Annotated in this window: 15 protein-coding genes; 11 read left to right on the forward strand and 4 right to left on the reverse strand. The window is 74.4% G+C overall.

Annotation, left to right across the window (positions count from 1 at the left end; all coding sequences use genetic code 11):
- Positions 1–41 precede the first annotated feature (41 nt).
- Positions 42–3,290, reverse strand: a complete 3,249-nt coding sequence (locus WMF24_RS02790; RefSeq protein ID WP_437734780.1) for a VWA domain-containing protein — start codon at positions 3,288–3,290, stop codon at positions 42–44.
- Between the two features lie 302 nt (positions 3,291–3,592).
- On the opposite strand from WMF24_RS02790, the gene WMF24_RS02795 reads away from it, so the two are divergent.
- The 5 genes from WMF24_RS02795 (at position 3,593) to WMF24_RS02815 (ending at position 8,212) form a co-directional block, all read left to right on the forward strand.
- Positions 3,593–4,741 carry a serine/threonine-protein kinase gene (locus WMF24_RS02795; RefSeq protein WP_437734781.1) on the forward strand — a complete coding sequence of 383 codons (1,149 nt, stop codon included), beginning with the start codon at positions 3,593–3,595 and terminating at the stop codon, positions 4,739–4,741.
- Between the two features lie 135 nt (positions 4,742–4,876).
- Positions 4,877–6,271, forward strand: coding sequence for an AAA family ATPase (locus WMF24_RS02800; RefSeq protein WP_437734782.1), 1,395 nt, complete (start codon positions 4,877–4,879; stop codon positions 6,269–6,271).
- Position 6,272: 1 nt separating this feature from the next.
- Complete coding sequence (locus WMF24_RS02805; protein ID WP_437734783.1) at positions 6,273–6,821, forward strand: hypothetical protein; 549 nt, start codon at positions 6,273–6,275, stop codon at positions 6,819–6,821.
- Positions 6,822–6,949: 128 nt separating this feature from the next.
- Positions 6,950–7,549, forward strand: a complete 600-nt coding sequence (locus WMF24_RS02810; protein ID WP_437738752.1) for a Uma2 family endonuclease — start codon at positions 6,950–6,952, stop codon at positions 7,547–7,549.
- A 180-nt stretch (positions 7,550–7,729) separates the two neighbouring features.
- On the forward strand, positions 7,730–8,212 hold the full coding sequence (locus WMF24_RS02815; RefSeq protein ID WP_437734784.1) for a hypothetical protein: 483 nt from the start codon (positions 7,730–7,732) through the stop codon (positions 8,210–8,212).
- A 265-nt stretch (positions 8,213–8,477) separates the two neighbouring features.
- Here the strand turns inward: WMF24_RS02815 and WMF24_RS02820 are convergent, their stop codons facing one another.
- Positions 8,478–10,571 carry a VWA domain-containing protein gene (locus WMF24_RS02820; protein ID WP_437734785.1) on the reverse strand — a complete coding sequence of 698 codons (2,094 nt, stop codon included), beginning with the start codon at positions 10,569–10,571 and terminating at the stop codon, positions 8,478–8,480.
- A gap of 1 nt (position 10,572) precedes the next feature.
- Positions 10,573–11,460, reverse strand: coding sequence for a DUF58 domain-containing protein (locus WMF24_RS02825; RefSeq protein ID WP_437734786.1), 888 nt, complete (start codon positions 11,458–11,460; stop codon positions 10,573–10,575).
- 410 nt (positions 11,461–11,870) lie between these two features.
- On the opposite strand from WMF24_RS02825, the gene WMF24_RS02830 reads away from it, so the two are divergent.
- From WMF24_RS02830 to WMF24_RS02850, 5 genes are all read left to right on the forward strand, one after another.
- Positions 11,871–13,028: a zinc-dependent alcohol dehydrogenase gene (locus WMF24_RS02830; protein ID WP_437734787.1), complete on the forward strand. Its 1,158-nt coding sequence runs from the start codon at positions 11,871–11,873 to the stop codon at positions 13,026–13,028.
- Between the two features lie 299 nt (positions 13,029–13,327).
- Positions 13,328–14,917 carry a hypothetical protein gene (locus tag WMF24_RS02835; protein WP_437734788.1) on the forward strand — a complete coding sequence of 530 codons (1,590 nt, stop codon included), beginning with the start codon at positions 13,328–13,330 and terminating at the stop codon, positions 14,915–14,917.
- A gap of 11 nt (positions 14,918–14,928) precedes the next feature.
- Positions 14,929–16,509 (forward strand): vWA domain-containing protein, encoded by a 1,581-nt coding sequence (locus WMF24_RS02840; RefSeq protein ID WP_437734789.1) that lies wholly within the window; start codon positions 14,929–14,931, stop codon positions 16,507–16,509.
- Between the two features lie 236 nt (positions 16,510–16,745).
- Positions 16,746–17,603 (forward strand): hypothetical protein, encoded by an 858-nt coding sequence (locus tag WMF24_RS02845; RefSeq protein ID WP_437734790.1) that lies wholly within the window; start codon positions 16,746–16,748, stop codon positions 17,601–17,603.
- Positions 17,604–17,619: 16 nt separating this feature from the next.
- Positions 17,620–18,519: a hypothetical protein gene (locus WMF24_RS02850; RefSeq protein ID WP_437734791.1), complete on the forward strand. Its 900-nt coding sequence runs from the start codon at positions 17,620–17,622 to the stop codon at positions 18,517–18,519.
- A 469-nt stretch (positions 18,520–18,988) separates the two neighbouring features.
- Here WMF24_RS02850 and WMF24_RS02855 read toward each other — a convergent pair whose 3' ends face one another.
- Positions 18,989–20,383 (reverse strand): WD40/YVTN/BNR-like repeat-containing protein, encoded by a 1,395-nt coding sequence (locus tag WMF24_RS02855; protein WP_437734792.1) that lies wholly within the window; start codon positions 20,381–20,383, stop codon positions 18,989–18,991.
- A 203-nt stretch (positions 20,384–20,586) separates the two neighbouring features.
- Here WMF24_RS02855 and WMF24_RS02860 point away from each other — a divergent pair, with 203 nt between their 5' ends.
- Positions 20,587–23,382: a hypothetical protein gene (locus WMF24_RS02860; RefSeq protein WP_437734793.1), complete on the forward strand. Its 2,796-nt coding sequence runs from the start codon at positions 20,587–20,589 to the stop codon at positions 23,380–23,382.
- Positions 23,383–23,386 lie beyond the last annotated feature (4 nt).

Genomic DNA, 23,386 nt, shown 5'->3' on the forward strand with positions numbered 1-23,386 from the left:
AGCGCGCTCATCCTCCGCGTCGCGACGGCCGATAGGCCATGTCACAGGCGCCCGCGGCGCCGGGCCAGGATCTTCTCCGCCGCGGTGAGCGGCCGCCCCTCGCGCGTCGGCTCCTGTGCTGCGGGAGCCGCTGTCCCTCGCGAACTTCGCCCCGCCGCCGGCGCCCCGGCCGTCCCGCGCTGATCCGGTCGCGCGGCCGCCTGCTCCGCCGCCGCGGCCGCCTGCTCCGCCGCCGCGGCCGCCTGGTCCGCGGTCCACGCCGGCTGCGCCGGCTTCTCGGGCGGCGGCGTCCACGCCGGCTGCGCCGCCGTCCCGGGAGGCGCCGCCCACGCCGGCCCCCGCTCGCCGCGCCCGCCGCGCTCGCCGCCTCGCGCCCCCGGCCCCTCCAGCGCCCCCTCGCGCGGCGCGCCCTCGCGCCGCCCGCGCCCCCGCTCCCTCGCGGACAGCAGCGCCCCGACCGTCGCCCCCGCGCCGGCCGCCTCGGCCGCGGCGCCCCATCGCGGCGCCCGCAGCCGCTCCGCCGCCCGCGCGGCCCACGCCACGGCCGCCTCCGGCAGCGCGAGCCGCCGCGCCGCGACGGCGAGCAGCAGCGCGAGCGCGGCGAAGAGCACGAGCCCGGGCGTCGCGTCCCTGTACGCGAAGCGCCGCGACGCCCGGTCCTCGAAGACGCCCGCGAGCGTGTCCCGCCGCTTGCCCCCGGTGAACTCCGCGATCCGCCCGAGCAGCGCCAGATCGCTGCCCGTCGGGCGCAGCTCCTCGCCGGCCGTCATCGCCGCCCCCGTGGTCCCGACGGCCTCGCCCGTGAGCTCGTCCCGCGCCACCGCGACGTAGGTCCCCGGCCGCGACAGCGGCAGCGTCGCCGTGTACGACCCCGCGCCCGTCGCCTCGAGCGGCAGCTCGCGCGAGAAGCCGTCGGGCCCCGCGACGTGCACGACCAGCCGGCGGAACGACTGCGCCCGCCCATCGTCGCCGACGACGCTCGCGCGCACCGACAGCTCGCCGCCCGACGCGTCCGCCTCGAGGCGCACCCGCGGATCCTCGGCCTTGCGCGTCACGTCCCGCGCCGCCTGCGCGATCATCCGCGCCGCGCCGGGCCACCGCGTCCACGCCGCGCCCCACCGGCCCTTCAGATCGCTCGTGAACGCCGCGGCCCGCCCGAGCCCCGCCGACCACACGGCGAGCACCGGATCGCCCTCCGGCCCCGACAGCAGCACCGTCGCCCGGCTCTTCGGGATCGTCACCACGTAGCCATCGAGCGGCGGCGCCTCGCCGAACGGCACGCCGGCCGTGATCGACGAGGGCGCGCCCAGCGCGACCTGGAACGGCTCCTCCACGAGCGCGCTCCGCGCCGCGAGGATCGTCTCCTGCGTGAACACCGCCGGCAGCCGCGCGGCGTCCTCGACGAGGTAGAAGCGGCCGTTGCCGAGGCGCGACAGCGTCTCGAGCTCCGGCACGTCGCTGCCCTGGCCCAGCGCCACGACGCTCGTCGTGATCCCGCGGCGCACGGCCGCCTCGACCATCGCGCGGCAAGGCCCCGTGTTCTCCGCGTCCGAGCCGTCGGCGAAGACCAGCACGTGCTTCAGGCTCGAGGCGTCCCTGTCGAGCGCGCGGTAGGCCGCCTCGAGCGTGATGTCGACGTAGATGCCGCCGCCGCCCGGGCCCACCGCGCGGATCGCCCTGTCGATCGCCGCCTTGTCCGCGACCGGCCCGAGCGGCACGCTCCACGTCACCGCCGTGTCGACGTGCGCGACGCCGAGCCGGTCGCCGGGGCCGAGCAGCGCCGCCGACCGGGCGGCCGCCTCGTTGGCGAGCTCGAGCTTCGTGTGCGCGCCGGCGGTCTCCGCCATCGAGCCGGAGATGTCGATGCCGATCACCTGGGCCAGGCTCCCCCGCCGGCGCTCCTGCTTCAGGTCGAACGAGACGGGCGACACCTCCTCGATCGGCGTCCGCGCGTAGCCGCCGGGCCCCATGCTCCTGTCGCCGCCCATCAGGATGAGGCCCCCGCCGAGGTCGCGGACGTAGCTCGCGAGCGCGTCGATCTGCCCCGGCGAGAGGCTCGACGCGCGGATGTCGCTGAGCACCACGACGTCGTGGCCGGCGAGCGCCCCGAGGTCGGCGGGGACGCTGTCGAGGCCGCCCTCGACCACCCGGAACGCGCCGCCCTCGAGCGCCCGCGCGATGAACGCGCCCTGCCCCGCGTCGCCCTCCAGCACGAGCGCCGAGGCGGCGCCGCGCACGCGCAGGAAGGCGCTCGCCGCGTTGTCCTCGGCGGCCTCGTCGAGCCGCGGATCCTTCGCGGTGATCTCGACGTCGTAGCGGTGAAGCCCCGGCCCGGGAGCCTCCTCGCGGATGCGCAGCACGTCCTCGCCCGCGGCGATCGACGCGCCGGTGCGCGCGATGAGCTCGCCGTCGCGGCGCAGGCGGATCTCGACCTCGGCCGGCGCCGGCGACGACGTGACGAGCCGCAGATCGAGCGCCTCGCCCTCGTCGGCCCGCGCGGGCGCGCGCAGGGCGACGACGCGGACGTCGGGGACCGCCCGCTGCTCCAGCGGGATCACGTCGACCGGGACGCCGGCGGCGACGGCGGCCGCTGCCGCGGCCATCGTGTCGCCGCGGGTCGCGACGCCGTCGGTGACGAGCACGACGCGCGCCGCGGAGTCGGGCGGCACCTCGGCGAGCGCGCGCCGGATGCCCGCGGCGAGGTCCGTCCCGTCCCGGCCGAGCGCGACCCGCTGCGGGGCGGGGAGCTGCGATCGCGGGCGCGGCGGATCCTCGGTGGCCGCGCCGGCGGCGAACGCGATCGTGGCGATCCGGTCGTCCTCGCGCATGCCGAGCTCGGCGACGGAGAGCTCCTGCGCGACGCGCTTGTCGGCGTTCGGGACGAGATCGATCGAGCGGCTGCGATCGATGACGACGAGGACGGTGAGCCTGTCGAGTGGCCGGCCGATCTCCGGCCCGGCCACGGCCATGGCCGCGGCGAACGCGGCGAAGGGGGCGAGGAGATCGCCGAGCCGCGCGCGCCACGCCCCCTGCGCGCGGGCGCGCGGCGAGGCGAGCGCGAGCGCGAGGTACCGGAGCGCGACGAACGACGTCGCGCCCAGCGCGAGCGGCGCGGCCCAGGGGCGCGCGAGCCGGAGGTAGACGTCCGGCGCGAGGCCGCACCAGACGAGGCCCACGTGGAGCGCCGGCAGCGCGCCGACGAGCATCCACGCGAGGAGGATCGGCCGGCGGCGCGCGCCGCGGCGGAGGGCGAGGCGGAGCAGCGCGGCGAAGGCGAGCGCGCCGACCACCGTGGCGACAAAGGGCAGGGCGCGCAGCGCGGCCGCCGGGATCAGGCTGGCCTCCGTTCGATCCGCATGCGGGGGTGCCGCAGTAAACCACCTTTGCGCGCGCCGGGGGACGCCGCCTGGGTGGGGTGTGGCCGACTGCCCCATCGGGGCAGCCGTGCGGCGCCCCTGTCGGTGTCGCGCGTGTTTCGTGCGGCATTTCGGCCGCTCCTGGAATCCTTTCCAGTTTTACCAGGGATGGCACGCTGTCTGCTTCTGCCCCGTCACGACCGCGGCGGGGCCGCGTGGCAGGGGGCAGGAGAGTCATGTCGCGCATCGAGATCACGGACGCCTGGAGCAGCACGGACGACAGCTCGTGGGACCTCGGTGAGGGGTTCGGTGAGTCGCCCTGCAGCGTTCACTACCAGGAGGGTGATCTCATCGCGGGCAAGTACCGCCTCCTCCGCAAGATCGGCGAGGGGGCGATGGGCACGGTCTGGGTCGCGACGAACGTGGCGGTCGAGTCGACGGTCGCGATCAAGCTGATGCGGCCGGAGCTCCGGTCGGCGGAGCTCGTGGACTACTTCCAGCGCGAGGCGCGGGCCGCGGGCCGGATGAACCACGCGGAGATCGTGCGGGTGTTCGACCTCGGCGAGACGGCCGCGGGCGATCCGTACCTCGTGATGGAGCTCATCGAGGGCGAGTCGCTGCGCAGCGTGCTGGCGCGCGAGGGGTGGATGTCGCCGGAGCGGGCGATCGCGCTGCTCCTGCCGGTCGCGGCCGCGATGCATGCCGCGCACGAGAAGGGGGTCATCCACCGCGATCTCAAGCCGGACAACGTGATGCTCGTCCGCCGCGCCGGCGGCCGGCTGCAGCCGAAGATCGTCGACTTCGGCGTGGCGAAGATCGTCTCCGAGCGCGAGGAGAGCCCGGCGTCGGCGAGCTTCGAGGTGTTCGGGACCCCGGACTACATGCCGCCGGAGCAGGCGCTCGCCGTGCCCACCATCGATCGCCGCGCCGACGTCTGGTCGTTCTGCGCGATGCTGTACGAGCTCCTGTCGGGCCGCCCCCCGTTCTCGTCAAGGAACGCGCTGGACGGCCTGCGGGCGGTCCTGCAGGACGCGGTGCCGTCGCTCGTGGAGACGTGCAACCTCGACGGGGATCTCTGGGCGATCCTGGCGCGCGGGCTCCAGAAGGAGCCGACGGCGCGCTGGTCGAGCCTGCGCGAGCTCGGCGAGGCGCTCGCCGCGTGGCTCTGGGCGCGGGGCGTCCGCGAGGACGCGCGCGGGGTGTCGCTCCAGGGCGAGTGGATCCCGCGCGAGGAAGCCTGTGTGCCGGCAAACTGTGGCGTAACGCCACGCCTTTCATGGCTGGAAGAGCGGGGCCGGCCAAGCCGCCGGTGGTCGTCGCGCCGGCGCGGGGGGCACCGGCAGCACCGGGGGCGGCCTCAGGGCGAGCAGCCGGCCTGCCACTGACGGCCGGCGGACGCTGAGGAGCGGTCCGGGCTCGGCGGAGGCGGGCGGTAGTGAGTGCGCTTGCGGCCCGGCGGAAGCGCGGCACCGCGGAGGATGGCTTGACCTCGCGGCCTGCGTCTTGCTCTGCTCTGGCCGGTGAACGCCCGCGCTACACCGTCGCTGCGCATCGCGCGGCTCGTGATCGAGAACTTCCGGACATTCCGGGGGCCCACGGAGATCGCCTTCACCTCCGGCGGCGCGGCGGACGAGATGCCCGTGTTCCACGGCGCCAACGGGGCGGGCAAGTCGAACGCGCTGGCGGCGATCGACCTGTTCTTTCGGGTGGCGTCGTACTGGTTGAGCAAGGCCGTTAGTACCGGAGGGATCAAGCCACTGGACACAGCGCTCAAGCTGCGGTGGGATTTCAGAGACAGCCACTTCGGCCTATCAATGAACCACCGGAGCTGGCCTCCCGGTGTTCGTGATCCACAGCGGATCGAGGTTCATTTCGATGATGCCCGGCTCGGTGCACTCCGCGTCACGCTGACTCCGTCGGGCAATGACGTCATCCTCGGACTGGAGATGGCGACATCCTCCCAAGCAAAGAGCTGGAGGGAGCCGAAGGGCAAGACGGTGTCGCGACTGCCGTCGAAGCCGGGCGCTCCCCCGTGGGAAGCGCCCACGGAGAATGGGCCGCAAGATGACGAGATTTCCGCGCTGAAGAACGCCATCGAGGCTCCGCTCGGCCCTGGGAGCAAACCGTTCTTCCTGCTGGATGCTCGCCGCCGAGACTTCCGCGGCATCGGCGAGGGAGGGCCGCACGAAGAGGGGGCAAGCACTCTGTCTTCCGCCACAGCCGAACGCCTGCTCGCGCTGGCTACGTCACTCGATCCGGAGGAGACGGAGCGCTGGCGCATCTTCGTGGATCTCATCCATCGGTTCAAGACGCTGTCGGATCGAGAAATCTCCGTGCTCCGGGCTCCCATGGCCGGCGGCGAGGTTACCGATCTGCGCTTCGAGGTCCGGGGCAAGCAGATCCTCCGCCTCTCTGAGCTCAGCTCCGGCGAGCAGCAGGTGGTCGCCCTTGTCGCCGCCGTGCTCACGTCCCGCGCCGCGCTGGTCGCCATCGAGGAGCCGGAGATGAGCTTGCACCCCGAGAACCAGGAGCTCGTCCGCGACATCCTGCGCGAGCAGGTGCAACGCGGGGTCGTCGATCAGATCTTCCTCGAGAGCCACGTCCAGGTCTTCGACGGCCCGGAGGTGCTCCGGTTCAGCCGCTCCACCGAGGGGGAGACTCTCGTCACACGGCAGCCTTCGCGCTCGGATCGCGAGCTCCGGGCCCGCGCGCGAGAGAGCGGCGCCGACGAGCAGTGGGTCACGCCGGACGGTTATACCCGGCTTCCCTCGGAGATGCGAAACAACCTAGGCCTGCAGAACGGCGGATATCTCTGGTTCTTGCGCTCCCGGCCGGAGGGCCGCTGGGAGGCATGGACAGAGGCAGAGCTCGACGAGCAGCTCGGCCTGGGCGGCACGTCCTCCAAGGACGCTTGAAGTGCGCCTCTGGATCGATACCAATGCGGCACGCAACCCCCGCGCCATTCGAGACCTCTGCCGCCTCGCTCGAAGCCGCGGGGTCGAGGTGGTCGTCCACGCTCAGGTCTATCTCGAGAGGCGCCGCCAGCAGCGGGCACATCTCGGTGACCGTTTTCTGGAGACGGCCTTCGACGACTTCCTCACGCAACACCGGATCAGGGTGGTCGACATCCACCTCGATCAAGCGACCGCCGCTCGGTGGGCTGACGACCTGTGCGAGCGATACCCCACGGACGCCGCGTGGGAGCTGGCCAAGCACCGCACGCTCGGCGGCGAGCTGAGCGCGGATTTCAAGATCGTCCCCGGAAAGATGCCGATGACCACGGACTGGCTCATCGCGCTCGCCGTGGAGGACGACGCGGCATCGCGGATCATCACCCAGGACGAGGGCGAGGAATGGCGGTGGCTTCGCGAGGCCGAGCCGAGGCGCGCCCTGAGCTGCGACGAGGCTGTCACCTGGCTCCAGAGCCTTCCCGCAGCAGAGCCATCGCCTGGCCGAAGCGCGTAGGCGCTGCGCCGGGCGCGCCGTCAAGGCGGGCGTTCCGGCCAGACGGCTGGCGCTCGCTCGGCCGTACCGCGCTTGCCGGGAGCCCAGCCACCGCTGCCGCGGCGGGGTATGCTCGCCCTACGGTGCGCATGAACCTCGCCGACAAGCTCGTCCAGGCCGCCACGCTCGCCGATCTCGACGAGCTTCCGCCGAACTGGGGAGGCGAGATCATCGACGGCACGCTGTACGCCTTCCCCCGTCGGCGCTTCGCTCACGCGAACATCGAGGGCCTGATCACGGCCGACCTCAAGAACCCCTTTCAACGGGGCAGGGGCGGCCCCGGCGGATGGTGGATCCTGCCCGAACCGGGCATCCAGCTCGATCGCGCCCCCGAGATCTCGCCCGACGTCGCAGGCTGGCGCCGGGCGCGCATGCCGAGGCCGCCGCGGACCGGGGAGCCCATCCGGCTCGTTCCTGACTGGGCCTGCGAGATCCTCTCGCCGCGCACGGCGGGCTACGCCAACCTCGTCAAGCGCCGCTTCTACGCCGAGGTTGGCGTCTCTCACCTCTGGTACGTGGATCCCGCCCGGCGGACGCTGCTGGTCAGTCAGCTCGAGAACGGGCGGTGGACCGAGCTGGGACTCTACGGGCGCGACGAGAAGGTACGCGCGGCGCCGTTCGAGGACGTGGAGATCGACCTGGCCGAGTGGTGGGAGGGTCTCGATGACGAGGAGGACGACGAGACCTAGGCTAGGCCGCTGTCCGGGCGTGGCTCCGCAGGGGCCGGCGCGGACACGTCTTGCCCTCCCGCCTGGCCAGAGCGACCCATGGGGCGATGGGCTCGCCGCCGGGACCTTGCGCGCGAGATCGCGCGCGTTCATCCTCGCGGGGGCCGCATGAGCAGGATAGAGGCGTTTGTTCCGACAGCGATGCTCTTTCAGATGATCGCCGACGTCGCTCGTCCTCACAAGGCGCGTCTCGTGCTCCAGCGCTTCGAGACCGCTCATCACGGCGCGGGGCTCTCCGTCGTCGGAGCAACCCCCCTCGCGGCTGACGAGTACCTGAGCGGCGGCTATGCGCTTGTGTATCTGGCGCTGCGGAAGGCGCCCGCGAGCGAGCAGGACTGGAGCTTCATCGATCGTGAGGCCGCCGATCTGCTCGAGTTCGCCGGTGGGCGTCAGCGCGGTGAGGATCTCGAGCAGGTCACGATCCGCCCTTTGGCCAGGAAGACGAACGTGGCCAGGTTGTTCGCCGCGACGAAGGCGGCGATCGCGGCCGCCTGCAAACAAGGGGTGATGCTCAACGGTCAGCTCTACCCGAAGATCTTCTACGCGAAGGAGCTCGAGGCTCGAAGATCTCGGCTGTGGGTCGATATCGAGACGAAGACCATATCAGCCAGGGTGGTCGGGTAGGATCCCGGCGCTGCCGCGGGACGTCGGGCCGGGGAGCGGGCCGCCGTGCGCCTTCGCGCCGCTGCGTTGAAACCTCTCCTCTCTCGCGAGGCTGAGCCCTGGCAGGGTGTCTGACCCGAGGTGCTAGAGCAACAAACGGGCTGAACCCGCCTGAAACGAGCAGGACTTCGAACCGCCAAGACGCCAAGACATTGTCTTCTTCTTGGCGTCCTTGGCGTCCTTGGCGTCCTGGCGGTTCATTTCTCGCTGCCTCATCGTCGTTGTTCTAGGCCGCGGGCGGCTCGTGCCCCCGCAGCGGCCCGGGCACGCGCGTGAAGTACCAGACGTCGAACACCACGAAGGCGAGCGCCGCGAGCGCCAGGAGCCACGTCCACTCCGTGTGCGCGTCCGGCTGGCTCCCCGCGCTCGAGACGGCGACCTCGCCGCCGCCCTCGGCGACGAGCGGCTTCGGCGTGAGGTCGCTCTCGGCGACGCTCGTCAGGTTGGCCGGCACCACGACGGACCCGGCCTGCGGGCCCTGCCAGGACAGGCGGTAGAAGCCGGCGCGCGGCGTCTCGGCGATCACCGCGAGGCCGGCGCGCTGCGCGACCTCGAGCCGCTCGCCGTCGGGGCCGATGGCCTCCAGATCCCGCGCCGTCGCCGGGACGCTCGCGCGCAGCGGCTCGCCCGTGCGCGCGGGGCCCGTGACGCCGTGGGCGCGGTGGGCTCGCGCCTGCTCGAGCAGGTTGCGCACGAAGAGCACGAACGACGCCTTGAGCGGCCAGTCGCTCTCGCCGACGTCGAAGCCGAGCAGCGTGCCGGTCCGCGAGGCGGTGGAGATGTCGGTCGCCACCGTGCCCTCCTGGGCGCGGATCAGCGCCCGCGTCGCGGCCTCGGGCTCGAGCGACGAGGCCGCGCTGAGGTGCACGCCGTCGAGCGTGAGGAAGCGCAGCCGCGGGTCGGCCGTGTCCCATGACGTGAGCGTCGGCCGCTCGAGCGTCGCGCCGACGACCGTGCCGAAGCAGCGCCCGGGCGGCGGGTTCACGATGAGCAGGTCGCCGCCAGGCACGTCGGGCGGGCAGGCGCCGTCGATCACGACGAACGTGTCGGGATCGAGCGCGGGCGCCCCGCGGAGATCCGCGAGCGAGCCCGCGGTCACCGAGGTCATCGGGTCCGACGCCAGCGCCCGCGCGAGCCACGGCGAGCCGCTGGAGGCCGTCGCCCCCGCCGGCCCGCCCTGGCCGCCGGGCCCGGGCTTGCCGGGGCCGCCCTGGCCCGGCCCGGCCTGGCCCCCGCCGCCCGACGCGAGGAACACGGGGAGCCTGTCGCCCGCCGGCACGCGGCCGTACGCGACGTCGTCGACAGGCATCGCGTCCCGCGGCGACAGCTCGAAGAGCAGCCCCTTGCGGTAGTCGCCGGGCGACGGGCGGAACGTGAGCACGACGGGCAGGCGCTCGCCCGGCTTCACCAGCACGCGCCGCGAGCTGAGCACGTCGGAGGCGTTGTCCTGCCGCATCGTCACGTAGAGATCGCGCGGCTGCGCCCCGAGGTTCGCGACGACGAGGAAGGCCTGCACCTCCTCGCGCGCCTCCGTCCGCGCGTCGTCGGCGTCGCCCGCGCCCGCGGGCCCGCTCCCGGAGCGCACGTCGACGCGGACGATGGCCGCGTTGTCCACCGGGTCGCCCACCGTGATGACCTCGAGCGGGAGCGACACCCCGCGCAGCGCGGCGGGGCGGGCCAGGTTGCCGTCCGTGATCACGACGATCCGCCGGGCGCCGCCGAGCTGCCGGAGCCGGTCGGCAGCCAGCGCGACAGCGGCCCCGAGATCGCCCTCCACGTCGCGCGCGGCGACGGTGTCGATCGCCGCCCTGAGCCGGACGAGATCGCGGTCGAGCGCCGCGACGAGCCGCGCGTCGCGCCCCGCCTCGAGGATCAGCGCGTCGCTGCCCGGGGTGAGGCCCGAGAGGAGGTCCCTGGCGAGCTGCTTTCCGAGCTCGATGCGCGTCGTCGCCTCGCCGGACGGCGATCGCGCGGCCGCGGACATCGAGGCGCTCGCGTCGAGGATGATCGCCACGTGATCGCCGGTGAGCGCGCGCCCGCGCGACGCGGGGCGCGCCAGGGCGAGCGCCAGCAGCGCGAGCGCGAGCGCCTGGAGAATGAGCGGGAGCTGGGCGATGAGCCGCCGGAAGGGCGCGCGCGCCATGAGGTCGCGCTGCGCGGCGGCCCACAGCCACGTCGAGGGGACGCGGCGGCGGCTCCGCTTGATCTTGAGGATGTAGAGGAGGACCAGCGGCCCGAGCAGCGCGAGCAGCCACAGCCCGCCGGGCGCGAGCAGCGAGAGCGGTGAGCCCGCCGAGGCCTGCGCGAGCGGCGCGCCCACCTCAGTCGACGCTCCTCGAGACGAAGCGCCGGACGGCGCCCTCGAGGGGCTCGTCGCTCCGCGCGCGCACGTACGTCGCCCCGTGCCGGCGCGCCCAGGCGCGCAGCGCCTCGCACAGGCCGGCGAAGCGCGCGGCGTAGGCGGCGAGGGCCGCGGCGTCCATGGTCACGTCGACGAGCGCCCCGGTCTCGGCGTCCTCCAGCGTCAGGTCGCCCTCGAAGCTCGGCGCGAGCTCCTCGGCGGCGACGACCTGGACGACGGCGACGTCGTGGCCGGCCTGCGCCGCGCGCCCGAGCGCGGCGGTGACGGGGCCCGGGTCGAAGAAGTCGGAGAGGACGCAGAGGAGGCCCGGCCGGGCGCTCTTGCGCACGACGGCGTCGATCGCCCGCGCGAGGTGCGTCCCGCCGGACGCCCTCACGCCGTCGAGCGCGCGGAGCAGCGCGGCGAGCCCGCCGCGCCCGCGCACGGGCGCGTGCTCGCGGGCGATGCCGTCGCCCGCGACGAAGAGCTGCGCCCGCTCGGAGCGCGCGAGCGTCATGTACCCGATGGCGGCCGCGAGCCGCCGGGCGGCGTCGAGCTTCGTCGGCTCGCCGAAATCGAGGGACGCCGACGCGTCGCAGACGAGCCGGGCGATGACGTCCTCCTCGGCGCGGAACAGCTTGAGCACCGGCTCGCCCGTGCGCGCATACGCCGCCCAGTCGATGCGCCGCAGGTCGTCACCGGGCGCGTAGGCCCGGTGCTCCTTGAACTCGGCCGACCCGCCGCGGCGCCGCGCGAGGTGCTCGCCGGCGCCCCCGGAGCGGGCGCGGATCTCGAGCCGCCGCTGCAGGACCTCGAGCTCGCGAACGAAGCTCGCGCCGAGGAGCGGCTCAGGGGGGGAGGGCAGCATCCGGGAGGAGTAGACCGCGTCGGGGCCGGCGGTGCCAGCGGGGTCGCGCGGGAGGGGCGCTTGCGGGCGAGGCGGCAGGGGCGGCAGACGACGGAGACGACCGGCAGACGGGCAGAGGGCGGGCGGCAGACGACGGAGACGACGGGCAGAGACGGGCAGCGGACCGGCTCGGCTCGCCGCTGCCCTCCGATTTCGGGACAAACCGCCACCGTGGGGCACCGCGCCACATCCCGATTCGCTGTAACTGCGCGTTTTCCGCCCGCTTTCCGTGCTCTTCCGCGCACGGGCGCCGCCTCCTTCGTGGCTCGCTTTATGCGAGCCGCGCAGCGGTTCAGCTGTTCGTGCGTGGGCTCGACCGGGTAGAGCCGTCGATCGCCCGATACCGAGGTTTCACCTGAAGAGGAGGTATCGTGAAGGCCCTTGTTTTCCACAAACCTTCCGACGTCCGCGTCGACAACGTTCCGGATCCCAGGATTGAAGAGCCCACCGACGCCATCGTGCGCGTCACCGCGACGGCGATCTGCGGCTCCGATCTCCATATCTACAACGGCTTCTTCCCCCAGGTGCGGCCCATGGTGCTCGGCCACGAGTTCATGGGGATCGTCGAGGAGGTCGGCCCGCAGGTCACGAAGCTGAAGAAGGGCGACCGGGTGATCGTCCCGTTCCCCATCGCGTGCGGGCATTGCTTCTTCTGTCAGGCGGAGCTCCCCGTCCACTGCGAGAACTCGAACCCCAAGCACTACGGCCCCGAGGGCGGCGTGATCGAGAGCAAGGGCGCCGCCCTCTTCGGGTACACGGACCTCTACGGCGGCTACGACGGCGGCCAGGCCGAGCTCGTGCGCGTCCCCTACGCCGACTTCGGGCCGCGGAGGGTGCCCGATGGGCTCACCGACGAGCAGGTCCTCTTCGCGACCGACATCCTCCCCACCGGGTGGACGGCGGTCGAGTGGGCCGAGCTCAAGGGCGGCGAGACGGTCGCCGTGTTCGGCTGCGGGCCGGTCGGCCTCGCCACGATGAAGATCGCCTGGCTCCGCGGCGCGGGGCGCGTCATCGGCGTCGACCGGGAGGCGTACCGCCTGAAGAAGGCCCGCGAGGTCGCCCAGGCCGAGACGATCAACGTCGACGAGGTCAACGCCGTCGAGGCGATCCGATCCATGACGAACGGGCGCGGCGCGGACGTGTGCATCGACGCCGTCGGGATGGAGGCGCACCGCACCGTCCTCGAGAAGGCCGCCAACGTCATCCACGGCCAGGTCGGGACGATATCGGCGCTCAAGCTCGCCTTCAGCGCCGTGCGCCGCGGCGGCGCCGTGCCGGTCGTGGGCGTCTACGGCGTGCCCTACGACAACTTCCCCCTTGGCCAGTTCTTCGACAAGGGCCTGAAGCTCCGGGCCGGCCAGGCCCCGGCGCACAACTTCGTCGATCAGATCCTCAAGCACATCCAGGAGGGCCACCTCCGCGCGGACGACATCATCACCCACCGCCTGCCGCTCTCGCGCGCCCCGCACGGCTACGAGATCTTCAACAAGAAGCAGGAGGACTGCGTCAAGGTCGTCCTCACGCCCTGACGCTGCTCCCGCCAGCAGATCGCCCGGCGCGCCGCGCTCCCCGCCACGGCACCCGCCCTCCGTCAATCGCTCGCCCCCCGCCGATCGCTCGCCCCCAGGTCCCGGAGCCCGCGCCCGGCGACGCGGACCCGGCCGGCTGACACCGACGTCAGGGGGCGCGCCGCTGTATCGCCTCGTAACCTACCGAAATCACGACAGTTCCTTCCGGGTATGTCGCTTGCTGGGCGCCGGCCTTCAGCAAGCCGCTCGCTTGCTTGGCCGCCCGTGCAGGCCCCTCATCGCACGGAGGGATAGCTCTGATGTCTCGAGATCTGCGCTCGCATCGATCGCTCCTTCATCCTCTATGGCTCGGCGCCCTGGCGCTCCTCGTCCTCAACGATCACGCCCTCAAGGGATCTGGCCTCCTCCCCGGGTGGCTGACCGGAAAGCTCAGCGACTTCGCCGGGCTCCTCGTCGCGCCCGCGGTCCTCGCCGCGCTGCTCCGCGTCTCCTCGCGCCGCGGCCTCCTCGGCGCCCACCTCGCCACCGGCGCCGTCTTCTCGGCCATCAAGCTCGCTCCGGAGGCCGCCCGCGCGGTCGAGGCGCTCATGGCGCTCACGCCGCTGCCGTGGCGCATCACCGTCGATCCGACGGACCTCATCGCGCTGCCGGCGCTCTTCGTCTCGTACCGCGTGCTCGGCGAGGCCGCGCGGTGGCCGGAGGCGGCGCGGCGGCCGGAGGCGGCGCGGCAACCGGTCGCAGAGCGGCTGGCGCTGATGGCGGGCAGCCTCGCGTGCGCGGCGACGAGCCGCGCGCCGGGGCCGTGCGAGGGGCCGGACGCGTGCATGCTGCCGCAGGCGCAGGCGCAGGAGCTCGCGTCGCTCGTGATCGGCAACACGACAGAGACCGAGCTGCTCATCCGCGTGCGCCGGCTGCGCGAGTCGGTGCGGGTCGACTGCGGCGTCCTGCTCGCCGACCCGACGAGCGCCCTCTCGCGGGATCTGTTCGCGAACGCCGAGGCCTGGCTCGTCCAGCCGGGCCGCGCGCTCCCGCTGGGCAACGCGGGGTGCGACGCCTACCTCATCGACGCCGACGGGCTGCCGCTCACGCTGCTCGCGTGGTCCGCGGCGCAGTTCCCTGAGCAGCTCGTCACCACCTCGACGGAGGGCCCGCAGCCGGAGCGGATGATCGCGATCCAGCGCGCCGGGGCGCGGCTCGAGCTCGCCGAGCACCCGGCGGTGTTCGACGCGCCGCCCGTCGAGCCTCCGCCGCCCGGCGACGCGTGCAGGCCCTTCGCCGGGAGCCGGCTGGACTGGACCGAGCCCGGCGAGCTGACGGCGGTCGTCGCCAGCGTGACGTCGTCGCCCGACGGCTGTCACGCGATCGCGCTCGAGTCAGGCAGGACCATCTACGTCTGCGTGCCCGCCGAGGCGCTGCCGGTGAAGGCCGGCGACATGGTCACCCTGCGCTCCGTCGAGATCGCCGGCGGGATCTACCCGGAGCTCCGGCAGGGAGAGCGGGCGCGCGCGCGCGGGATCGCCATCGAGAGCGAGGCGTACGCCGTCGTCGCGCTGCAAGGCAACGTGCTCGCCCGCCCGTGGATGCTCGACCGGGGCGCGAACGCCGGTGACTTCTCGGTCGACCTCGCGACGATCGCGGGCTGCGACGCGTTCCTCGACGCGTGCGGCAGCCTCGTCGCGCCGATCGAGGTGTCGCTCCTCGGGGGGGGCATCTCCGGGGTCGTCTCGCTGCGCGCCGGGGAGAGCGCGGAGCTCGCCGAGGGCGTCGGGACGCTCCACCTCGTGCGCGCGGACGACATGCCCGTGCGCGACGCGGAGTGCTTCACCGCCCCGCTCGACCAATCCCGCCTGATCGAGTCGGTCTTCGTCGCCGCCGCGGCGGCCCAGTAGGAGGTCACGCCATGAAGCTTCGAATCCATGATCTTCTCGCGCTCGCCGTCGCCGCGGCGATGGGCGGCGCGTCCGGCTGCGGCATGGACGCGGGCTCGGATGACGCGTCCGGGGTCGTTGCGCCCGGCGTGCCCGGGCCGCCCGGCAGCGTCGGTGTCTCCCAGGGCGGATCGCAGGACTTCGGCCTGTTCCGCCAGATCCTCGAGGACGGCGAGATCCCCGGGCCGGGCACGCTCGACGACGTCGGCTTCTTCGCCGAGCACAAGCTCGACTACCCGCCCGCGACCTGCGGCGAGGACGTGTGCATGCACGGCCTGCTCGGGATCATGGGCAACATGATCAGCGGGTCGCCCTGCACGCTCATCCAGATCGGGATGAACTCGCCCGTCGACCTCGGCGCGATCGAGCGGCCGCCGCTGCACCTCGTCATCGCGGTCGACACGAGCGGCTCGATGGCAGGCAGCCCGATCGCCTACCTCAAGGCGGGGCTCGTCGAGATGATCGACGCGCTCGGGCCGACCGATCGGATCTCGCTCGTCAGCTACTCGGGCGAGGCCGAGATCGTCCTCGAGACGGTCGAGGCCTCGGACCGGGACGCGCTGACGGAGGCGTTCGAGGGCCTCACCGCGTACGGGTCGACGAACCTGTACGACGGGCTCTTCACCGCCTTCGCGCTCGCCGAGCGGCACCTCGATCCGGCGTGGCAAAACCGCGTGATCTTCCTCTCTGACGGCGTGGCCACCGCCGGGCTCACCTCGCCCGAGCGGCTCAAGTCGCTCGCGGCGGGCTACGCGGAGATGGGGATCGGCGTCACCGCCGTCGGCGTCGGCAGCGAGTTCGACGTCGACGCGATGCGCGGGATCAGCGAGGTCGGCGCGGGCAACTTCTACTTCCTCGAGGACCCGAGGGCGGTCGAGGAGGTCTTCACGGAGGAGGTGAAGACGTTCCTCGTGCCCCTGGCGCTCGACGTCGATCTCGATGTCACGCTGGGCGACGGCTACGTCGTGCGCGGCGCCTACGGCACGAACGGCTGGCGCGCCGGCGAGGGCGGCGGCACCGTGCACATCCCGAGCCTGTTCCTCGCCGGGCGGACGAGCGCCGCGGAGCCCGTCGGCGCCGGCCGTCGCGGCGGCGGCGGCGCGATCCTTCTGGAGCTCGTCCCGCGGGAGGACCAGAGCGGGGTCCGCGATCCGCACGCCGTCGGCAGCCTCGCGCTGTCCTGGAAGCACCCGCTGACCGGCGAGGTGCGCTCGCAGAGGGTCGATATCGAGGCGCCGAGCACGCCCGACGCGCCGCCCAAGGCCGGCTATTTCTCCGACGCCACCGTCGAGAAAGGGTTCGTGATGCTGAACCTCTTCGCCGGGTTCAAGCTCGCCGCGCAGCTCGCGGCGGACGCCGACCCGCGCACCGCGCGCCGCACGCTGGAGGCGCTGCGCCCGAACGTGGAGGCGTGGCTCGAGGAGAACGAGGACCCGGACGTGAAGGACGACCTGCGGTACGTCGACCTGTTCATCCAGAACCTCATCGAGGCCGAGGCGAACGTGCAGCCCTACACGCCGGCCGATCCGCCGAACCCCTGGCCAGCCGACTGATCGAAGGAAATCGCCCCTCCCGCGAGCGTATCCATCGTTGCCGCCGGCGCAGGCCGCGCGCGGGGGGAATCTGACGATGCACGATGCACGACGCGAGGCGTACGACGCAGGACGCAACGCGCAAGACGCCCCCGCGTGCGGGTGCGCCACGAACGTGCGCGGCAGGGATGGCGCTTCCCTTGGCAAGCGCCGTGTGTAGAATGTTTGGTTTACCGTTGCGGGGAAGGGATTTGTTCATGCGAAGAGCCAGTTTTCTTGGGTTGGCGGCCATCGTCGCCTGTCTGACGGCCGCTCTCCCGGCGAGCGCGGGTGTCGAGGAGTGTGGCAACATCCGGTTCGACGGGCTGTCGAACTGCGAAGTGCGCGTCTCGGCCGAGTGCTCCGCGGGCTGCAGCGAGCTCGGGATCTACAAGACGGCGTGCGCGACGAAGCTCGTGCCGGTCTGCAAGACGCAGTGCACCCTCTCGGCGGAGGCGACCTGCACGGACAGCTGCACAACGCAGTGCAAGACGGACTGCGACCGAGGTGTCAACGTCATCTGCTCTCACAACTGCTTCGCCGAGTGCACGACGACGCGGGACGTCGAGTGCGCCGGCACGACGGACGCCTCGCAGTGCGCCGCCACGTGGGACGCGAACTGCGACGCCGAGTGCGATGCCCAGTGCGTCACGGTGGACGGCGGCTGTTACCAGCACTGCATCGAGTGTTGCGGGGGCTCCTGCACGGCCGACGCGAACATGGATTGCCAGACCACCTGCCAGAACGAGGAGTTCGAGGACTGCGAGTACGACTTTCGCGCGGACTGCAATGCTTCCTGCACCGGCGACGGCGCGCTCTTCTGCGACGGCAAGTACATCATCTCCGGATCGCAGATCCCGGCCTGCGTGAAGGCGCTGCTCGAGCAGGGCATCTCGGTGAAGGCGGAGGTGAAGGGGGAGGTCACCCTCGGTCCAGACGGCATCGACGGCGACATCGCCGCCGGCGTCTGCGCCTTCAGCCCGCCCACGAACAAGGCCTCGCTGGCCGCGCCGTTCGCCGCGCTCGCCGCGGCGGCGGGCTGGATCGCGCGGCGGCGCCGCCGCGCGTCGCGTTGACCGCCGCCAGGTGATCGTGAGGCCGGCCCCCCGGACGCTGCTCGCGCTGCTCGCCCTCTGCTCCGCGGGGTGCGCGGGCGAGGACGCCGACGCGCTCGTGGTGGTCGGCCTCGCGACGGACATGGCGGTCGGCTTCGAGCTCCACATCATCGAGAGCACCACGACGGTGGATGGCGCCGTCGCGCGCGCCGAGCGCTCCTCGTACCGCCGGGGCGAGCTGTCGCTCCCGGCGGAGCTCGCGGCCCAGCCGGCGCACGACGGCGCGCTCGTCGAGGTGTCCGTCGCGGCGTTCCGCGACGGCGAGGCGTCGCCGCTCGTGGCGCGGACGGCCGCGACCCGCGCGGTCGGCGGGCGAACGCTGCTCCTGCCGGTCTCGCTCGACGCGGCGTGCTCCGCGATCTCCTGCCCGGCCGGCGCGACGTGCGCGGCGGGGGCGTGCGTCGACCCCTTCATCGCGCCGTCGGGCCTCGCGGAGCACGACCCGACGTGGATCGCGTCGGCCAGGGATGCGTGCAAGACGCCGTCGTCGGGCGGCCCGGCGGTCGTGATCGGGCAGGGGGAGGGCGCGTTCGCGCCGCTTCAGCACGGCGACGTGGTGCCGATCGAGCCTGGCCCTCAAGGGGGCCATCACGTGTGGCTCGCGCTGCGTGTGACCGGCCTCCGTCAGATGGGCACGCGCCTGACGGTGGGGGGGTACTTCCCCGAGCTCGCGTTCGAGCTGCTCCCGTTCACCTCGCTGCTCACGCTGCGCAAGGCAGGCGACGCCGGTTGCGAGATCCACGGGATACGCTTTCAGGTGGATCGGGGCCTCCCGGTGGAGTCCGTGCGGGGCCGAGCGCTGGATGTCGAGATCGTCCTGGAGGACCCGGACGGCGACGTCGGGACCGCGGGGCAGCGGGTCGTCATCGCGCCGTGACGGCGCGCCCCCTCGGGGGGACCGGCGCGTCGCGACCTGGCGGAGCGGCCTTTCGAGGGGGCGATTTCGCTCGCGGATCGACCTGCCCCCCTCGCGAGGCGGGGCGGGCAGGTCGCGACCTGGCGGAGCGGCCTTTCGAGGGGACGATTTCGCTCGCGGATCGACCGGCCCCCCCTCGCGAGGCGGGGCGGGCAGGTCGCGACCTGGCGGAGCGGCCTTTCGAGGGGACGATTTCGCTCGCGGATCGACCTGCCCCCCTCGCGAGGCGGGGCGGGCAGGTCGCGACCTGGCGGAGCGGCCTTTCGAGGGGGGCGATTTCGATCGCGGATCGACCTGCCCCGCCTCGCGAGGCGGGGCGGGCAGGTCGCGACCTGGCGGAGCAGCCTTTCGAGGGGGGCGATTTCGATCGCGGATCGACCCGCCCCCCTCGCGAGGCGGGGCCGGTCGATCCGCGACCTGGCGGCGGCCATCAGGGTCGAATCAGACCCCTCTCGTCCGCGCCCCTCCGACGCCATCGCGCCGCCGCGGCCGCCACGAGGCCCGCCACGACCATCCCACCGGCCCAGCCCGCGCCCGCGCCGCCGGCGCGGCACCCGCACCCGCCGTCGGCGCTCGGCGCGGCGCCTCCGCCGGGCACATCAGGCGCTCCGCCCGCGCCGGCGCCCCCGCCGCCGGCCGCCGTCGCTCCACCCGCGCCGCTGCCAGCGTCGGGCGAGCCGGCGTCCGGCGAGCAATCCTCGTGGCCGGTCATCAGCGCGATGCGCGGCCAGTCGATCGGGCAGAGCGCCCCGACGCGCGTGCTCGCCGCGCACTCGAGCGGGCCGAGGAGGCACGCCTGCTGGAGCAGCGGCTCGAACGTGGCGCCGCCGTCGAGCGAGCGGGCGATCGTGAAGCCGTCGAGGAACTCGCTCGCGCACGCGTAAAGGCCCGTCTCCGTCCAGGTGAAGCAGCGCGGCGCGATCGTCGAGACCCGCTCGAAGTCGAGCGTCGACGAGGGCGCGCGGAAGACGCCGTCGATGTCGCTGCCCACCGCCACCGCGGCGCCGTCCGGCGAGATCGCGAAGGCGCGGACGAAGCCCTGCGTCTCGAACACCGGCGCGAACGCCGCGCCGCCGTCCGTCGAGACGAACAGCCGCCCCGGCGCGCTCGCGATGCGCACGTAGAGCACGTCGGCGTCGCGCGGATCGACCCCCGCGATGTACGGCTCGCGCCCCGTCGTGCTCCCCGGGACCGCCGCGATCTCCCACGTCTCCCCGCCGTCGGCCGAGCGCGCGACCACCCCCTTGACGGGGCCGCCGCCGCTCGAGAGCCCGCTCACGTACACGCGCCGCGGATCCGACGGGGCGACGTCGATCGTGCGCGCCTGAAAGCCGGCCGGGAGCGGCGCCCCCGCGCTCGCCCAGCTCGCGCCGCCGTCGCGCGACGCCCAGAGCCTGGGCCCGTCGCCCCCGGCGACCGCGACGACGTGCGACGGGTCGCCCTGTCGGACCGAGAGATCGACGATCGCCTGGCCGGCGAGCTCCACAGCGGCCGTCCAGGCGCAGCCGCCCTCGGTGCCAACGACGAGCCCGTCGCCGAGCGCGGCGAGCACCCTGCCGCCCGCCGCCGCCGCGATCGGCGGCGCCTGGCCGCCCGTGTCGTCGTAGCCGACCGCGCCCTCGCAGATCCAGCGCCAGCTCGCGCCCCCGTCCTGCGTCGTGAGCAGGCCGTACGTCATCCGGGCGACGGCGCGCGCGGGATCCGCCGGGTCGAAGACGATCTGATCCGCGGACGGAAAGACGCCGTTCGCGGCAGCGGGGGAGGGCAGCGCCGCGAGCGCCGCAGCGAGCAGCAGCGCGGGAGCAGACACGGAAGCAGACGGCATCGAGGGTGCATCCTACCGCGGGGCGAGCGCGCGGCGCGCTCGGGCCTGCCGCGCGGCGCGCTCGGGCCTGCCGTGCGGCGCGCTCGGGCCTGCCGCGCGGCGCGCTCGGGCCTGCCGCGCGGCGCGCTCGGGCCTGCCGCGCCGCGCCGCGGGGTCGCCAAGAAGCGCCCACGCGCCCTCGGCGCCCCGCTAGACTCGCCGCAATGCCGGAGCGCATCGTCGTGTCCTTTCGAGGTACCGCGGCCCTCTCGCAGCCGGGCAGCACCGACGCGGTCGTGCCGGGCCGCGCGGCGGCGTCCCGGCCGCGCGCGGCGGGGCCGCCGTCGCGCCACAGGAGCGCGCCGCACGACGCGTCGGCGGCGGCGAGCGCGGCGAGCGCGGCGAGCGCGGCGCGCGGCGAGGAGACCTACCTCGCGCGGGCGCTCGCGCTGAAGAAGCGCGCCGAGGCGCTCGGCGCGACGCTGTGCGCCTGGAGCGCGCAGACCTTCTCGTTCGAGTTCACCCCCGAGGACTTCGAGGAGGCCGTGCTGCTCGCCGCGCTCGCCGCCGAGGACGCGGCCGTCCACCCCGACGCGCGCTTCGCCGCCGGCATCGCGCAGGGCGAGATGACCTACGTCGGCGAGGCGGGGCGCTTCACCGCGCTCTCCTGGGGGCAGCCGCTGCTCGTCGCCGTCACGCTCGCCCGCGTCGCGCCCCCGGGCGACGTGCTCCTCGATCCCGCGCTCCCCGCCGTGCTCTCGGGCGAGCTCATGACCCTCGGCCTCCACCGCGGCGTCGACGGCGCGCGCCGCGTGCGCGGCCTGCGCCTCGACGCGCAGCAGCCGCTGCGAAGGCAGGTCGTCGAGAGCGTGGCGCGCCTGTGCACGCCGCCGCTCGTCGGCCGCGACGCCGAGCTCGCCGAGCTCGCCGTGCCCCCCGGCGCCCTCGCGATCGTCCGCGCCGAGGCCGGCGCCGGCGGCTCGCGGCTGCTCCTCGAGCTGCTCCGGCTCCTGTCCCCGTCGCAGAGCCTCTTCGTCGCGCCCATCGGCGCCTCGCGCGAGCCGCTCGGCGCGCTGCGTCGCGCGCTCGCGCGCTCGGCGCCCCGCGCCGAGAAGGCCCGCGCCCGCGCGCCGGCGCTCCCGGACCGGCTGAAGCCCGCGCTCGCGCGCATCCTCGACGGCGAGGGCGTCGAGCCGTGGACGGCCGCCGAGGTGCTCGCCGCGTGGCTCGCGCCCGCCGACACCCGCTTCGGCCTGCTCGCCGTCGACGACGCCGCCGAGATCGACGCCGCGAGCCTCGACGCGATCGCGATCGCCCTGGAGATGGGCGCCGGCCTGCGCGCCGTCGTCCGGATCGGGCGCGCGGATCCGCTGCCCGCGCCGCTCACCGCGATCACGCCGGCCGCGACGGTCACGCTGGGGCCGCTCTCCGCCCCGTGCGCCCAGGACCTCGTCCGCCGCCTCTTCGACGGCTGCATCGACGAGGCGGCCGCGCGCCGGTGGGCCGCGCGGGCGCCGGCCGCCTTTCCGCTGGCCCTGCGCGAGCTGCTCTGCGAGGCCCTGGAGAGCGGCGCGCTGCGCTGGATCGGCCGGAGCGTCGCGCCGCGCCGGCGCAGCGCCGGGCGGGGCCGGCCCGCGCGCACGATGACCGGGGCCGAGCTCGCGGCGCCGGCCGCGTCGCGGCCGATCGAGGGCCGCCTGCGCCTGCTCTCGGTCGGCCCCCGCACGATCCTCACCGCGCTCGCGACGCTCGGCGGCGACGCGTCCGACGCCGCCATCGACGCCTTGTGCGACGGCACCGGCGCCCCGAAGGTCGCCTCGGCCGACGCGGCGCTGCTCGGCGCCGGCTGGGCCTTCCGCCCGGAGCCCGGGTGGCTGAAGCTCTCGTCGCGCACGCTGCGCGACGCGCTGGTCGCGGCCGTCCCGCCGGGCGAGCGCGCCGCGTGGCACCTCGCCGCGGCGCGCGTCGTCGAGGATCACGCCGGCGTGCTCGGTCTCGCGGACGCCGCGTGGCACGCCGCGAGGGCGGGCGACCGGCGCTCCGCGGCCGACCTCGCCGGGCGCGCCGCGCGCGCCGCCGGCGACGCGCTGCTCGAGTCCGCGGCCGCCGAGCTGCTCGCGTTCGCCGACGAGCAGGAGACAGCGAGGGAGCCCCGGCTGGACGAGGCGCCGGACAGCACCTCGAGCCAGCCGCCCACCTACCGCACGCCGATCGAGGTGGTCGGCGAGGCGCCGGAGCCGCCGCGCGCGCTCTCCGACGAGGAGCTCGCCGACCTCGAGGCGCGCCGCGGGGCCGCGGACAGCGCCGCGCGCCGGCGTGGCTCCACGATGCCGGCCGGGGTCAACGGGGCGCGCTCGTCGCGGGGCGCCGCGGCCTCACGATCGCCGCGGCCTCACGATCGCCGCCCGGGGCTCCTGGACGACACGCCCGTGGACTTCGCCGACGCGACCGACGTGGAGGTCGACGCGACCGACGCGATCGCCATGGCAGGAGCGCTCCCGCCCGGCGACGCCTCGGGGGATCCGCTCGCGAAGACCTCGGAGTCGCCCGTGCTGTCGATGAACGACATCGCCGGCCGCCTCGCCGAGCTGGCCCGGCAGGCGCTCGTGCAGGGCGATCTCCGCGCGCTGGAGCGGCTCGTCGGCGAGCTGCGGCGCACCGGCGAGCACGTCGACCTCGTGGAGCGCATGAGCGGCCTCATCGCGCTCGGGCGCGGCGCGAAGGACGACGCGCTCCGGCGCCTCCGGATGGCCGCGGAGGCCGAGGCGGCGCCGGCGCAGCGGGCGCGCGCGCTGCTCGCCTACGGCGTCGCGCTGGCCGCCGCGGGCCGCACCGAGGGCGCCCTGCTCGAGGCGCTGAGCGCCCTCGCGCGCGCCCGCGAGGCCGAGGATCGCCGCGGCGAGCAGGCCTGCGCGCAGTTCCTTTCGCGCCTCGCGGCCGCGGCCGGCCACGAGGACGCGGCCCGCACGTGGGCGCACGTGGCGCGCCTCGCAGGTGCGGCCCTCGTGACGGCGCATTGACAGC

The sequence above is a fragment of the Sorangium sp. So ce1335 genome, assembly GCF_051521615.1.
In the GTDB taxonomy this organism is placed as follows: Bacteria; Myxococcota_A; Polyangia; order Polyangiales; family Polyangiaceae; genus Sorangium.